The organism is Roseateles sp. GW821-FHT09H11, from assembly GCF_059415845.1.
Genome location: NZ_JBWKOA010000004.1, coordinates 166,713 through 179,578, shown reverse-complemented (window position 1 = coordinate 179,578; position 12,866 = coordinate 166,713). Strand labels below are relative to the sequence as shown.

At 68.9% G+C, this 12,866-nt stretch carries 10 protein-coding genes, 1 tRNA gene and 2 pseudogenes; 8 read left to right on the top strand and 5 right to left on the bottom strand.

What is annotated here, in order from left to right:
• The first annotated feature begins 9 nt into the window (after positions 1 to 9).
• From AC07PR_RS14780 to tatC, 7 genes and pseudogenes are all read left to right on the top strand, one after another.
• The gene (locus AC07PR_RS14780; protein ID WP_495135963.1) at positions 10 to 387 is read left to right on the top strand and encodes a phosphoribosyl-ATP diphosphatase; all 378 of its coding nucleotides are present in this window, start codon (positions 10 to 12) and stop codon (positions 385 to 387) included.
• 10 nt (positions 388 to 397) lie between these two features.
• Positions 398 to 799 carry a DUF4870 family protein gene (locus AC07PR_RS14775; protein ID WP_377157015.1) on the top strand — a complete coding sequence of 134 codons (402 nt, stop codon included), beginning with the start codon at positions 398 to 400 and terminating at the stop codon, positions 797 to 799.
• 52 nt (positions 800 to 851) lie between these two features.
• Positions 852 to 1,199, top strand: coding sequence for a histidine triad nucleotide-binding protein (locus AC07PR_RS14770; protein WP_377157012.1), 348 nt, complete (start codon positions 852 to 854; stop codon positions 1,197 to 1,199).
• Positions 1,200 to 1,391: 192 nt separating this feature from the next.
• Positions 1,392 to 1,622, top strand: coding sequence for a Sec-independent protein translocase subunit TatA (gene tatA, locus AC07PR_RS14765; RefSeq protein WP_377157010.1), 231 nt, complete (start codon positions 1,392 to 1,394; stop codon positions 1,620 to 1,622).
• Between the two features lie 11 nt (positions 1,623 to 1,633).
• Positions 1,634 to 1,826: pseudogene (gene tatB / locus AC07PR_RS14760) on the top strand (Sec-independent protein translocase protein TatB); the annotation flags it as partial.
• A gap of 143 nt (positions 1,827 to 1,969) precedes the next feature.
• Positions 1,970 to 2,119 (top strand): annotated as a pseudogene (gene tatB / locus AC07PR_RS14755) (Sec-independent protein translocase protein TatB); the annotation flags it as partial.
• Positions 2,116 to 2,913, top strand: coding sequence for a twin-arginine translocase subunit TatC (gene tatC, locus AC07PR_RS14750; RefSeq protein ID WP_377157009.1), 798 nt, complete (start codon positions 2,116 to 2,118; stop codon positions 2,911 to 2,913). The pseudogene tatB (AC07PR_RS14755) and the gene tatC, both read left to right, overlap by 4 nt.
• A 67-nt stretch (positions 2,914 to 2,980) precedes the next feature.
• Here the strand turns inward: tatC and AC07PR_RS14745 are convergent, their stop codons facing one another.
• Positions 2,981 to 4,426: a S41 family peptidase gene (locus tag AC07PR_RS14745; RefSeq protein ID WP_377157007.1), complete on the bottom strand. Its 1,446-nt coding sequence runs from the start codon at positions 4,424 to 4,426 to the stop codon at positions 2,981 to 2,983.
• A gap of 349 nt (positions 4,427 to 4,775) precedes the next feature.
• Here AC07PR_RS14745 and AC07PR_RS14740 point away from each other — a divergent pair, with 349 nt between their 5' ends.
• Positions 4,776 to 5,117 (top strand): cupin domain-containing protein, encoded by a 342-nt coding sequence (locus AC07PR_RS14740; protein WP_377157006.1) that lies wholly within the window; start codon positions 4,776 to 4,778, stop codon positions 5,115 to 5,117.
• A 45-nt stretch (positions 5,118 to 5,162) separates the two neighbouring features.
• Here AC07PR_RS14740 and AC07PR_RS14735 read toward each other — a convergent pair.
• From AC07PR_RS14735 to AC07PR_RS14720, 4 genes are all read right to left on the bottom strand, one after another.
• Positions 5,163 to 5,237: transfer RNA gene (locus AC07PR_RS14735), tRNA-Arg, on the bottom strand.
• 181 nt (positions 5,238 to 5,418) lie between these two features.
• The gene (locus tag AC07PR_RS14730; protein WP_495135725.1) at positions 5,419 to 9,717 is read right to left on the bottom strand and encodes a translocation/assembly module TamB domain-containing protein; all 4,299 of its coding nucleotides are present in this window, start codon (positions 9,715 to 9,717) and stop codon (positions 5,419 to 5,421) included.
• Between the two features lie 4 nt (positions 9,718 to 9,721).
• Positions 9,722 to 11,656, bottom strand: a complete 1,935-nt coding sequence (locus tag AC07PR_RS14725) for an autotransporter assembly complex protein TamA (protein WP_495135724.1) — start codon at positions 11,654 to 11,656, stop codon at positions 9,722 to 9,724.
• Positions 11,653 to 12,846 (bottom strand): vWA domain-containing protein, encoded by a 1,194-nt coding sequence (locus AC07PR_RS14720; RefSeq protein ID WP_431102068.1) that lies wholly within the window; start codon positions 12,844 to 12,846, stop codon positions 11,653 to 11,655. The genes AC07PR_RS14725 and AC07PR_RS14720 overlap by 4 nt, the downstream gene beginning before the upstream one ends.
• Positions 12,847 to 12,866: the final 20 nt, after the last annotated feature.

Genomic DNA, 12,866 nt, shown 5'->3' with positions numbered 1-12,866 from the left:
TCGCCCGCGGTGACGGCACCGCTGAGTGCCGCGGCAACGGCTCCGCTGAACGGGACCGATGTCCTGGCGCATCTGGGCGATGTCGTCGCCCAACGCCGCGCCGAGGGCGATCCCGACAAGAGCTACGTCGCCAAGCTGTTCGCCAAGGGTCTGGACCAGATCCTCAAGAAGGTCGGCGAGGAAGCGACCGAGGTCGTGCTCGCGGCCAAGGACGGCGTGCCGGACAAGCTGGTCTACGAGGTCGCCGACCTGTGGTTCCATTCGATCGTCGCGCTGGCGGCCTTCGACCTGCGTCCCGAGCAGGTGCTGGCCGAGCTGGCCCGTCGCGAAGGGCTGTCCGGCCTCGAGGAATTCGCCCGTCGAAGCCCCCGTCCGGGGGACGCATGAAGGAGAACGCATGACCCAAACGTTCGAACCGCAGCCGCCCGACGTCGTCCTCGACCCGCAGCGCGAAGCAGGCCTGCGCACCGTCGGGATCATCAGCTACGCGCTGCATGCCGTCGTCGCGATCGGCGCGCTGCTGCCCGGCGTGCAGGCCAGCATCGTGCTGCTGATCGTCGCGGTGATCGTCGACCTGGTGAAGCGCGACGAGGCCGCCGGCACCTGGCAGGCCACCCACTTCTCCTGGCGGCTGCGCAGCGTGCTGTGGTGCGGCATCCTGTACGTCGTCACGATCCCGCTGTGGTTCCTGTTCATCATCCCGGGCTGGATCGCCTGGTGCCTGATCTCGATCTGGTTCCTCTACCGCATCGTGCGAGGCTGGCTGGCCATGAATGACCGCCGGCCCATGCCGATCTGACAACCGTTCACCGTTTCGACCGCTTTTCGACCGCTTCCGACCGCCGCCGACCATGAGCCACGACCCCAACTGCATCTTCTGCAAGATCGTCCAGGGCCAGATTCCCGCGAAGAAGGTCTACGAGGACGACGACCTGATCGGCTTCCACGACATCCATCCGTGGGCGCCGGTGCATTTCCTGCTGATTCCCAAGCAGCACATCGCCAGCATGGTCGATCTGCAGCCCGAGCACGCGCCGCTGCTCGGCAAGATGTCCGTGCTGGTGCCGACGTTGATGAAGGAACTCGGCGTCACGAATGGTTTCCGGACCGTCATCAACACCGGATCGGATGGTGGCCAGGAGGTGTTCCACCTCCACATGCACGCCATCGGCGGTCCGCGTCCCTGGTTGAAAGGCTGAGCGCCGGCCTCATTTACGGGCCGCCGCTGCAGCAATCCGCAGCGCAACCGTGGCGAACATGACGTTCGCTGTTCGCTCAGCGGGTAGCACGAGGTCCATAAGCCGCTGATGCGGCCATGGGCGGGCATTGATCGCCGACATGCCTGTCATGCGCGCACCGTAGAATTTCGGCTTCCGACTCTGGAGATTGTCATGGGTGGTTTGAGTATTTGGCACTGGCTGATCGTGCTGGTCGTCGTGATCGCCGTCTTCGGCACCAAGAAGCTGCGCAACGTGGGCGGCGACCTGGGTGCTGCCGTCAAGGGCTTCAAGGACGGCATGAAGGACGGCACCTCGTCCGAGACGCCGCCGCAGCAGGTGGCCAACGCCAACAAGGCGGCTGATCCGAACACCGTCGACGTCGACGCCAAGACGCGCTCCTGAGCGCGGCCCGCATGGTCGATTTCGGCTTTGACAAGCTGGTGCTGATCGGCGCCGTGGCGCTGGTCGTGCTCGGCCCTGAGCGCCTGCCGCGCGTTGCCCGCACCGTGGGCACGCTGCTGGGCAAGGCGCAGCGTTACGTGTCCGACGTGAAGGCGGAGGTGAACCGGTCCATCGAACTGGAGGAACTCCAGAAGATGAAGGGCCAGTTCCAGACCGCCGTCAACGACGTGCAGTCCAGCGTGCAGGAGCAGATGGACGCCGCCAACCAGTCGCTGCAGTCCACCTGGTCCGACCTGTCCGTGGACGGGACGAACGCGGACGGCACGATCGGTGGCTACGGCGGGCAGGTCCCTGTCTACGCGCATCCGAAGAAGAACTGGCGCCTCAAGCGCGGCGCCACGCCGGTCTGGTACAAGCAGCGGCAGGGCGTGCGTCGCCACGCCCAATCCGGCGCGGCCCGCGTGGCGCGCTTCCGTCCCTCCCGCCGAGCCCCATGAGCAGCCCCCAAGAAGACGAACTGGCCGGCACCGAACAGCCTTTTGTGTCCCACCTGATGGAGCTGCGCGACCGGTTGATCCGGGCGCTGGTGGCGGTCGCCATCGCTTTCGGGGTGCTGTGCGCCTGGCCCGGTCCGGGCGGTCTGTTCGACCTGCTGGCGGTGCCGCTGGTCTCGCACCTGCCGCAGGGCAGCTCCATGATCGCGACGAACGTGCTGTCGCCATTCCTCGTGCCCTTGAAGATCACCTTGCTGGCGGCCTTCCTGGTGGCCTTGCCGGTGGTGCTGTACCAGGTCTGGGCCTTCGTCGCGCCGGGCTTGTACTCCCACGAGAAGCGCCTGGTGATGCCGCTGGTGGTGTCGAGCACGCTGCTGTTCTTCGCGGGCGTGGCGTTCTGCTACTTCTTCGTGTTCGGCAAGGTCTTCACCTTCATCCAGAGCTTCGCGCCCAAGAGCATCACGGCGGCGCCGGACATCGAGGCCTACCTGGGCTTCGTGATGAACATGTTCATCGCCTTCGGGGCCGCGTTCGAGGTGCCGGTGGTGGTGGTAGTGCTGGCGCGCATGGGCATCGTCACGGTGCCGCAGCTCAAGCAGTTCCGCGGCTACTTCATCGTGCTGGCCTTCGTCATCGCGGCGGTGATCACGCCGCCGGACATCGTCTCGCAGCTCGCGCTGGCGATCCCGATGTGCCTGCTCTACGAAGTCGGCCTCTGGGCCGCCAACGCCTTCGCCCGCTACTCGAAGGCCCCGGACGCCGAAGCGGAAGAAAGCAACGGCACCTCGCCGAGTTGATCGGTACCCACCAAGCAAAACGCCCGATGCAAGCATCGGGCGTTTGTCTTTGGGGGCTGGGGAAGACTTATTCGGTCTTCGCTTCCGCCTTGCGTTCCTGCGCGACCTTGGAGACCGCGACCGGCTTGCCTTGCAGCTGGTTCAGCGCCTGGCGCAGCGGGAAGTCTTCCGCGCTGCCGAACTCGGGCAGCGGCTTCGGTGCTTCGGCGCGCTTGGCGTAGTCGGCTTCCAGCTTCTGGCGACGTTCCTCGCGGATCTTCTCCAGTTCCTTGGAGCGCGACTCTTCCGTCTTCTCGTCCGAGCCGTGGAGGTGCTTCTCAAGGTCGGCCTCGCGCATGCGCAGCTCGGCGAAGACGTTGCCCTCGGCGGTCTCGTCCAGCGGGATGTCCGGCACGATGCCCTTGGCCTGGATCGAGCGGCCGCTCGGCGTGTAATAGCGCGCGGTGGTCAGCTTGACCGCCGTGTCCGGGCCCAACTGGCGCACGGTCTGCACCGAGCCCTTGCCGAAGGTCTGCAGGCCCATCACGGTCGCCCGCTTGTGATCCTGCAGCGCGCCGGCGACGATCTCGCTGGCCGAGGCGGAACCTTCGTTCACCAGCACCACCATCGGCACGTTCTTGATCGCGTCCGGCAGGCGGCGCAGCGGATCGCCCGAGCCGCGGCGGGCGTAGAAGTCCGGATCGGCGCGGTAGCTGGCCTTCGACTCGGCGAGCTGACCATTGGTCGACACGACCTCGACGCCCTTGGGCAGGAAGGCCGCGGAGATCGCGACCGCGCCCTCGAGCAGGCCGCCCGGGTCATTGCGCAGGTCCAGCACGACGCCCTTGATCTTGGGGTCCTGCTTGTAGAGCTCGGCCAGCTTCTGGCTGAAGTCCTCGACGGTGCGGTCCTGGAACTGGCTCACGCGGATCCAGGCGTAGCCCGGTTCGACCAGCTTGGCGCGCACGCTCTGCACGCGGATTTCCTCGCGGCTGATCGTGACGGGGAAGGTGCGGCTTTCCGACTTGCGGTAGATCGACAGCGTGACCTTGGTGGCCGGTTCGCCGCGCATCTTCTTGACCGCTTGATCGAGCGTGAGGCCGCGCACGGCCGTGTCGTCGATCTTGCTGATCAGGTCGCCGCTCTTGAGGCCGGCGCGGAAGGCGGGGCTGCCTTCGATCGGCGAGACGATCTTGACCAGGCCGTCTTCCATGCCGATCTCGATGCCGACGCCGACGAACTTGCCGGACGTGCTCTCGCGGAATTCCTTGAAGCTCTTCTTGTCGAAGAACTGGGAATGGGGGTCCAGGCCGCTGACCATGCCGGAGATGGCGTCGTTGATCAGCTTCTTCTCGTCGACGGACTCGACGTAGTCGGACTTCACGATCCCGAAGACGGCGGCGAGCTGCTGCAGTTCCTCGAGCGGAAGGGGGCTGGTGGTGCTGCGGGCATTGGCCTGCAGCTGCATCGTCGTCATGACACCGGCCATCGCACCCAATGCGACCCAGCCCGCGACTTTCAGTTTGGCGCCCATGATGAAAAACCTTGAATCAGTACAGCCTGGCTGCTTGGCGCCGCATGGTCCGTCCCCGTTGTGCGGGACGGAACAAAGGCGTTCCCAGTATATGCGTGAGGCAAAAAAGCGGCCCGGCATGAAAAGCCGGTTTACCCCGCATTTACGCGTATCGCGAGCATCTTGCGCGCATTCCGGGCGCGGTGTGGAAACGGTGGGTACGCGGTGGGTGAACGCGGGGAATGACTTCCGGCAGGGTGTCGGCCGCCTCGGGGATGCGAACGGGCACGGACGGTGCCATGATCGATGCAACCCCAGCCGCGGTGCGACCTCGACGCGCCGCAGTCGCCCGCCCACCAGGAGGAGTTCCATGGCCTTGCCGCATGCCGCCCCCGCCCAGCCGATCGATGTCGCGCCGCTGGGTGCCGCGCTGACCGCGACACCGTCTTCCGCACTGTTCAAGTCGGAGGGCCTGGAGGTGATGCGTGTCGTCCTGCCCAAGGGCAAGTCGCTGCCGTCGCACAAGGTCGACGGCGAGATCACGCTGCATTGCCTGGAAGGCGAACTCGAGCTGATCGTCCAGCGCGACGGCGCGGAGCAGCGCCAGCCCTTGCGCGCGGGGCAGCTGTGCTATCTCGAAGGGGGCGTGGTGCACACGGTGACCGGCGTGGTGGACGCGTCGGCGCTGGTGACGATCGTGCTGAAGCGCTAGTGCCGCAGGAGCGCGGCGGAAGGCGTCGGGACCGACGCCAGGCGTTGGTCCCTCCGACAGGAATCGAACCTGTATTTGCCGCTTAGGAGGCGGCCGTTCTATCCATTGAACTACGGAGAGCCCGCGTGAACCGGCCCCGGTGGGGCCCTGTCCGCGAAAGCGGCGGATTCTCGCATGAAGCCGCGCGCCTCAGTGGGCCAGCCCGGGCTGGCGTGCAGGCGACCAGGCCGCTGCCGTTCCGACCGCCATCCCCGCCGCCATCCGACGGCCACGCGCATGCCATGCGCTTGCTATCGGACCGCTACTCCCACTTCCACTGCCAGATCACGTCCAGGCCCTGCTGGTACTCGTTGGCCTGCGCCCGCAGCGTGAAGCGCTGCGCGAGCTTGTAGATCACCTGCCACGACCCCGTGGTCGCGTTCAGGCCGCGCTCGTAGGCGACGAAGACGTTGCGGCTGACCTGCTTGCCCAGTCGCACCACGGTGCCGCGCGCATCGTCGCCTTCGCCGCTGAAGGACAGCTCGTCCAGACCGATGTTGTGGATCAGCTTGTCGCTGGCGCTCTCGCCGTCGCCGCTGATCAGCGCCATCGCGGCGCGTTGCATCAGCGCGGTGTCGCTGCGGCCCAGGTTGTCCGGCGAGCGTCCCAGCACCAGCCACGAGAGCTTGTTGGTCTCGCTCATGTCAGGCTCGGAATAGAGCTTGATCCGCGGGCTGCTGGCCGTGCCGGTGACCGTCACGCCGACGCGCACCGCTTCGTTCTCCATGTCGGGCCGGATCGCGAGCACGTCCAGCCGCGGGTTGTCCAGCGGCCCGACGAAGCTGAAGATGCCGCGCTCGACGACCAGTTTCTGGCCGTAGGCGTTGAAGGTGCCGCCTTCGCTGCGGACCTCGCCGGTCATCTGCGGCCGCGGCTGACCGTCCTGCGCGAGGTGCAGCAGGCCGCGCAGCTTCGTGTCGATGCCGTAGCCCTTGAGCTGCAGGCGCCGTCCGAGGTCCAGGTCCAGGTCGAGCTTGAGCCGCATCGGCTTGCCGCTGCCGTCGACGGCCTTGGGCGGCGCGTTCTGGCGCACGACCTGCACGTCGTTGTCGAGCTGCGGCGCATCGCCGCGCGAGAAGTCGAACAGCCCCTCGGCGACGACGAACTGTCCCTTCAGGTCCAGCAGCTGCGCGCTGGCCTTGAGCTGCGCGGCGCCGGTGGCGACGATGCGCCGGTCCACGCGCTGCAGCAGCGCGAAGGTGTCCGCCTTCAGCGACAGCTCCGCGCTGGGCTGCGCGCCGAAGCGCAGCGTGCCGTCCATGTTGACCGTGCCGTTGCCGGCGCGCGCGGTGAACTTCTCGAGCTTGGCTTCGCGGCCGCTCATCGTCAGCGCGAGCTCGCCCTGCTGCATGTCCACGCCCATCAGCGGATTGCGCAGCGACAGCTTCTGCGCGCCGGCCTGGCCGCGGACTTCCGGCGCGCCCAGCGTGCCGCCGAAGTTCAGCGTCGCGGCCAGGCTGCCGCCCAGGCGCCAGCCCGCCGGCAGCCACGGGCCCCAGTTGCCCATGTTGTCGACCTTGGCCTCGATGCCGCCCTCGAGCTTGGCGCCCGGCGTCGGCAGCGCGTGCGCATTGGCGGTCCGGAAGGTCACCGCGCCGCCGATGGCGCCCATGTTCTCGCCGGCCACGCCCTGCACCAGATGCCACACGCCCTGGTCCGCGATCACGCCCAGCCGCAGGTCGGTGAGCGCGAGCCGCTGCGTGCTGACTTCGTCGGTCACCGTCAGGTCGCCCTTGGTGCGTTCGAGCATCGCGTCCACCGTCAGGCCGCGCGCGTCGCGCCGCGACTTGAACCGGCCTTCGATCTGCAGGTCGCCGCCCCAGCCGAAGTCGGGCTGCAGCTTGCTCAGCACCGGTGCGGCGGCCAGCGGCTCCATCACCGCCTGGACGTCCCACTCGCCCGAGGGCAGGTTGGGCTGGTTGGAGTTCTGCCACATCATGCGATCCCAGCGCAGGCCGGCGCCGAGCAGCTCCATCCGCCCCGGCGCGAGCGTCGCCTGGCGCGGATCGAGTCCCGGGTCCAGCCGCAGCGCGAGCGCCAGCGGTCCGGCCTTCAGCAGCGGCGTGGCCTGCTGGCTGGCTTCCAGCGCGAGCGTCAGCCCGCGCGCGTTCCACACCGCGCCCTGGCGCCAGGCCTGCAGCGGATCGGCTTCCAGCGCGCCGTCCAGCGCGATCCGCGCGCGCGCGCCCTGCGGGTCCAGCGGCACCGTCTGCGCGAGGGCGGAACCGTTCGCGCTCGCCGCCTGTGCCCGCGCGACCACTTTGGTCGACGCCGGTTGCGTGAGCACCGGCGGCAGCGGCACCTGGCCCTGCGTCGTCAGCGTGAGGCGGTGCTGCGCCCAACTGCCGGAGAGGTCCAGCTGCAGCTCGTCGAGCCGCATGCTCTGCTGCGGCAGCCGCAGGTTGCGGAGCTGCGCGGTCCACGCGAGCTTCGCGTCCTTGAGGCTGGACAGCGTCCATTGGCCTGAGGCGTTGTCCAGCTGCAGCGCCGGCCGGCTGCCGGAGTTGGCCGGCAGGCCGGGCACGCCGGAGAGCCCGAAGCCCTGCAACTGCCACTTGCCGTCGCTGCCATACTGGGCCTGGCGCGCGCCCGGCTGGATCAGCACGACGGTTGCCTGCGCCTGCGCGCTGCCGACGATCGTCGCCTGCGGGAACTGCGCGCGCAGCATCGGCTGCAGGCTGGCGAGCCTGGGTGCGTTCGCATTGATCGACAGATCGACCTGCTCGCGCCGCGCCGCGGCGTTGATGCGGCTGCGCGCCTGCAGCGTCGCGTCGGCCAGTCGCAGATCGGCCAGCAGGTCCGGCGCGGCGGTCCCGTTGCGGCTGTAGCGGACCTGGCCGCTGAGGGGCAGGCCTTGCCATTGACTGGGTTGCAGGTCGAGCTCCGCCTTGCCCTGCGGCCACAGGCTGCCGCGCACCGACTGGAGCGCAGCCTTCAAGCGGCCGTTGATGGCCTGCGGCGCCGTGCCGGCGGGCAGGGGCTCCGGGCTGAGGCGGCGCGGATCCAGGCCCTGCACGGAGGCTTCCACGCGGGTCTTCCAGCCCGAGGCGAAGTCGAGGGCCTCGTTCAGCGTGAACTCGCCCGCGGCGTTCAGCGTGGCGGCGCCCGAGCGCGCCTGCAGGCGTTGCACGTCGATCGACTGCGTGCGCAGTTCCGCAGCCAGCGTGACCGCGAGCGGCGCCTGCAGCTTGCCTTGGCCGAGTTGCCCGGTGAGGTCGCCTTCGACCTGCAGCGACTGGTCCGCGGAGGCCTTCACCAGGTTGGCCTTGGTGCTGAGCTTGAGCTCACCGCGCGCCTGGACCACGGGCCAACGCGCGTCGATCTGGCGGCTGTCCAGGCCGGTGAGGCGCAGCGTCAGCACGCTGCCGTCGGACTGGCTGGTCTGACCCACCGCCTGCAGCCGGCCGCCGCCGGTCAGCAGCGCGTCCAGTCGAGGCAGGCGCAGCCGGGTCCAGTTCGACGGATCGAGCAGCAGGTCCAGCTGCAGTTGACGCAGCGGCAGGCGATCCTGGTCGAGCCGGCCGGCGGCGCTGTTGTCCAGGTCCGCCTTGACGCTGAGCGACTTGTCCGCGTTCGGCGTCATCGTGACCTTGCCGCTGAGGCCGGTGCGCGGCACGCCGGCGGTGCCGGGCAGCAGCGCGGCGAGGTCCAGGTCCTTGGCCTGCGTCTCCAGCTGCGCGACGGGGAAGGGCGCGAACGCCTGCAGCCGGGCCTGCACCTGCAGACGCTGCTTCGCCGCCTCGAGCGAGCCCTTCAGCGTCAGGTCCGCGATCGGGCCGTCGAGCTGGAACGGCGCGGTCCACGGCAGCTCGCCGGTCGGCTGGCTCAGCGTCCAGCGGCTGGCGAGCTTCAGGTCGTCCTGCGTCGCGATCCGTGCTTCGCCGGCGAGGGTCAGTTGTTGCCAGCCCAAGGACTTGACGGTCAGCGCGTGCTGCCTGCCGCCGTCGGCGCCCAGCGCCGCGCTGCCGCGCAGGCCGCGCAGCGGCTGCACCAGGCCGGGAGCGAAGACCTCGCCGATCTCCAGGTCCGCGATCGTGATCGCGACCGGCGACAGCAGGCTGAGCGGCGGCTTGGCCGGTTCGGTCGACGCGCTCGGCGCGACCTGCACCCGCAGGCGCGCGATGGCCAGCCGGTCCGCCCGGACTTCGCCCCACAGCAGCGGCGAACGGTTCCAGACCAGCCGAACGTTCCGCCATTGCAGTTGCTCGAGGACGATGCGGTCCTCGGTGCCGGGCAGCACGAGCTCGGCGCGGTCGACATCGAAGTCGCCCAGCAGCCGGCCGCGTGCGTTCTGCAGCGACAGGCCCGGCACTTTCGCCAGGATGTAGGCGGTGCCGCCTTCCGTCTTCAGCGCCCAGGTCAGGGCGAGCGCGATCAGGCCGATCAGCACCGGGATCGTGAGCAGCACCCACAGCAGGCCACGGCCGCGACGGCGGCGACGCGGTGCGGCCTCTGCCTCTGCCTCGACCGAAGCGGCGGGTGCCGCCGCCGGCGCGGGCGCGCCGCCGGGCGCCGCGTCCGGAGACGAGGGCGTGGGAAGGTCGTCGCGCGGGTCGCTCATCGGATTACAGGTTGATGCCGACGCTGAAATGCAGGCGCCACTTGTCGACCAGGTTGCCCTTGGCGAAGTCGAAGCGCAGCACGCCGACCGGGCTGCGATAGCGCAGGCCGGTGCCGTAGGCCCAGGCGGGGTGGTAGTCGCCCCAGTTCTGCGCGGCCTGGCCGGCGTCGATGAACACGGCGCCCATCAGCTGCGGGATGCGCGGCGTGAGCGGATGCGAGACCTCGACGCTGCCGTTGAGCAGCACGCGGCCGCCGGTCTGCGCGCCGGTGGAGTTCACCGGGCCCAGGTCGTTGTAGCCGTAGCCGCGCACGCTGTCGTCGCCGCCGGTGCGGAAGCGCAGCGCCTCCGGCAGGCCCAGCTTGCCCTTGGCCAGGATCTGGCCGCCCTCGAGCCGTGTCGAGAACAGCCAACGCCCCGACAGCGGCGAGTACCAGTAGACCTTGCCGGTCGCCCGCGCGAACGGGCCGTTCTTCTCCGCCGAGCTGTCGGCCCAGCCGCCGCCGACCGTGGCGGTGGCGCTCCAGCCCTTGGTCGGCAGCACGCGCGAGTCCAGCCGCCGCCACGTCATCTGCTGGTTCAGCGACACCGCGCCGGCCACCGTCGTCGGAACCGCCGGCTTGTGTTCCCAGGACCGGATGACCTCGACGTAGGTCAGCCGGTCCTCGGGCTCCGTCTCCTTCGCATAACCGAAGCGCGTGCTGAGGTTGAGGTTGACCTGGTCGTTGTCGTCGATGCGCTCGACCTTCACCAGCGCCAGGCTGCGCTGCATGTTGGGTTGCGGATGGGAGCTGATTTCCGTGTCCAGCGCCTGGCGGACGCGGGACAGCTCGAGCTTGCTGCGCTCGCGGATGTTGAGCCCGAAGGGCTTGCGGTGCGTGTATTCGATGTTGGCGCTCGGGCCGTCGACGGTCCGGTAGCCGACGCCCAGCGTGACCTGCTGGCGCGCGGCCTCGCGGATCTTCACGGTCACCGGCACCTCGACGGTCTCGGCGCCGGGCGCCGGGGTGACGCTCTCGGGCTGGATCTCGACGCTGGCGCTGTCGAACAGCTGCGTGCCCACCAGCCGCTCCTGGAAGTCGAGCAGCAGCTTCTCGTTGTAGGGCTGGTGCAGCTGGTAGCCCGCCAGCCGGCGCACGCTTTCCTCGGGCTGGTGGTTCAGGCCCTCGACGGTCAGCTCGCCGAGCGTGAACAGCGGCCCGCTCTCCAGCGTGACGGCGATGTCGACCTGGTTGTCGTCGGCCTGCACGACGGCCTCGCTGTGCGTCATCCGGGCCAGCGGATAGCCCTGCGCCCGCGCGCGCGTCAGCAGCGCGTTCTTGGCGGCGGCCCAGTCGCCCTGGCTGAAGCCCGTCTGCGGCGGCAGCAGCCAGCTCTGCGTCAACGTGCGGTCGAGGGCCACCGCGAGCTTGTCGCCGCGCTCGGTGGCGGTCTTCAGCGGGCCCTCGATGCGCAGGTCCATCTGCCGGACCAGCGCGCGCGGGCCGGTGTCGACGATCAGCCTCAGGTTGCGCACGCCGTCGGACAGGTCGCCCACTTCCTCGGTCCGGACCTTGGCGTTGAAGTAGCCGGCGGTCTCCAGCAGCTTGGTGGCCTGCTCGGGCGCGACGGCGGCAAGCCGGCGCAACTCCCCGGCGGTCAGGCGCATGTCCTCGGGCGTGTCGCGGAAGCGCGCCAGGTCCAGGTGCTCCATCAGCAGCGAGCGCAGCTCGGGCGGCGCCTCGACGGTCAGCTCATAGGCCGAGATCTTGCGCGTGCTGGTCACGTAGGGATTGTTGGCATCGGCTTCTTCGGTCGCCGCGACCTTCAGCTGCGCCTTGCGGTCGGTGGGCAGCAGCGAGCAGCCGCCCAGCAGCGCGAGCGCCGCGCCGATCGTGAAGATCGGCAGCGCGCGCCGCAGCCAATGAGTCACCGGACGCGTCAGGGTCGTCGCCGTCATCGGTTGAGCACGCGCATCGCCTGTTCGAGTCCGCCCATGGTGAGCGGCATCATGCGTTGCTGCATCAACTGCTGGATCAGCGAGATGCTCTGGCGGTATTGCCAGACCCCGGCCGGTTCGGGGTTGATCCAGACGTGCTTGTTGAAATGGGCGGTGAGCCGCTGCAGCCATTCGGCGCCGGCTTCCTCGTTGTTGTACTCGACGCTGCCGCCGGGCTGGAGGATCTCGTAGGGGCTCATCGTGGCGTCGCCGACGAAGATGAGCTTGTAGTCCCGGTTGTACTTGTGGATCAGGTCCCAGGTCGAGGTCTTCTCGCTGAAGCGGCGCCGGTTGTTCTTCCACACGAAGTCGTAGACGCAGTTGTGGAAGTAGAAGAACTCCAGGTGCTTGAACTCGCTCTTGACCGCGGAGAACAGCTCCTCGACGCGGTGCACGTGCTCATCCATCGTGCCGCCGACGTCCATCAGCAGCAGCAGCTTCACCTTGTTGTGACGCTCCGGGATCATGCGGATGTCGAGCATGCCGGCGTTGGCGGCGGTCTTGTGGATGGTGTCGTCGAGGTCGAGCTCCAGCTCCGACCCCTCGCGCGCGAAGCGGCGCAGCCGGCGCAGCGCGACCTTGATGTTGCGGGTGCCCAGCTCGATGTTGTCGTCGTAGTCCTTGTAGGCGCGCTGGTCCCAGACCTTGACCGCGCTGCGCTGGCCGCCGGGGCCGCCGATGCGCACGCCGCGCGGATTCGCGCCGCCGTTGCCGAAGGGACTGGTGCCGCCGGTGCCGATCCAGCGGCTGCCGCCTTCGTGGCGTTCCTGCTGTTCCTCGAGCCGCTGGCGCAGCGTGTCCATCAGCTCGTCCCAGTCCAGCGCCTTCAGCTGCGCGAGCTGTTCGGGCGTCAGCTCGCGTTCGAGCTGTTTCGTCAGCCATTCCTGCGGCAAGGCCTTGAACAGGTCGCCCATCAGCTCGACGCCCTTGAAGTAGGCCGCGAAGGCGCGGTCGAACTTGTCGAACAGCGCCTCGTCCTTGACCAGCGAGGTCCGGGCGAGCGCGTAGAACTTGTCCACCGTGGGGCCGCTGCCGCCGATGTCGGTGTCGTCGAGCACGCCGGCCTTCATGGCCTCGAGCAGGGTCAGGTACTCCTTGACGGAGACGGGCAGCTTGGCGGCGCGCAGCGTGTAGAAGAACTGGATCAGCATGGGCCTCCCCCTGGACTCCG

What these genes read in the sequence shown, in the direction of transcription:
- AC07PR_RS14775 (WP_377157015.1), top strand. Translation starts at nt 398, where the DNA reads ATGACCCAAACGTTCGAACCGCAGCCGCCCGACGTCGTCCTCGACCCG.
- AC07PR_RS14770 (WP_377157012.1), top strand. Translation starts at nt 852, where the DNA reads ATGAGCCACGACCCCAACTGCATCTTCTGCAAGATCGTCCAGGGCCAG.
- tatA (WP_377157010.1), top strand. Translation starts at nt 1,392, where the DNA reads ATGGGTGGTTTGAGTATTTGGCACTGGCTGATCGTGCTGGTCGTCGTG.
- tatC (WP_377157009.1), top strand. Translation starts at nt 2,116, where the DNA reads ATGAGCAGCCCCCAAGAAGACGAACTGGCCGGCACCGAACAGCCTTTT.
- AC07PR_RS14745 (WP_377157007.1), bottom strand. Translation starts at nt 4,426, where the DNA reads ATGGGCGCCAAACTGAAAGTCGCGGGCTGGGTCGCATTGGGTGCGATG.
- AC07PR_RS14740 (WP_377157006.1), top strand. Translation starts at nt 4,776, where the DNA reads ATGGCCTTGCCGCATGCCGCCCCCGCCCAGCCGATCGATGTCGCGCCG.
- AC07PR_RS14730 (WP_495135725.1), bottom strand. Translation starts at nt 9,717, where the DNA reads ATGAGCGACCCGCGCGACGACCTTCCCACGCCCTCGTCTCCGGACGCG.
- AC07PR_RS14725 (WP_495135724.1), bottom strand. Translation starts at nt 11,656, where the DNA reads ATGACGGCGACGACCCTGACGCGTCCGGTGACTCATTGGCTGCGGCGC.
- AC07PR_RS14720 (WP_431102068.1), bottom strand. Translation starts at nt 12,846, where the DNA reads ATGCTGATCCAGTTCTTCTACACGCTGCGCGCCGCCAAGCTGCCCGTC.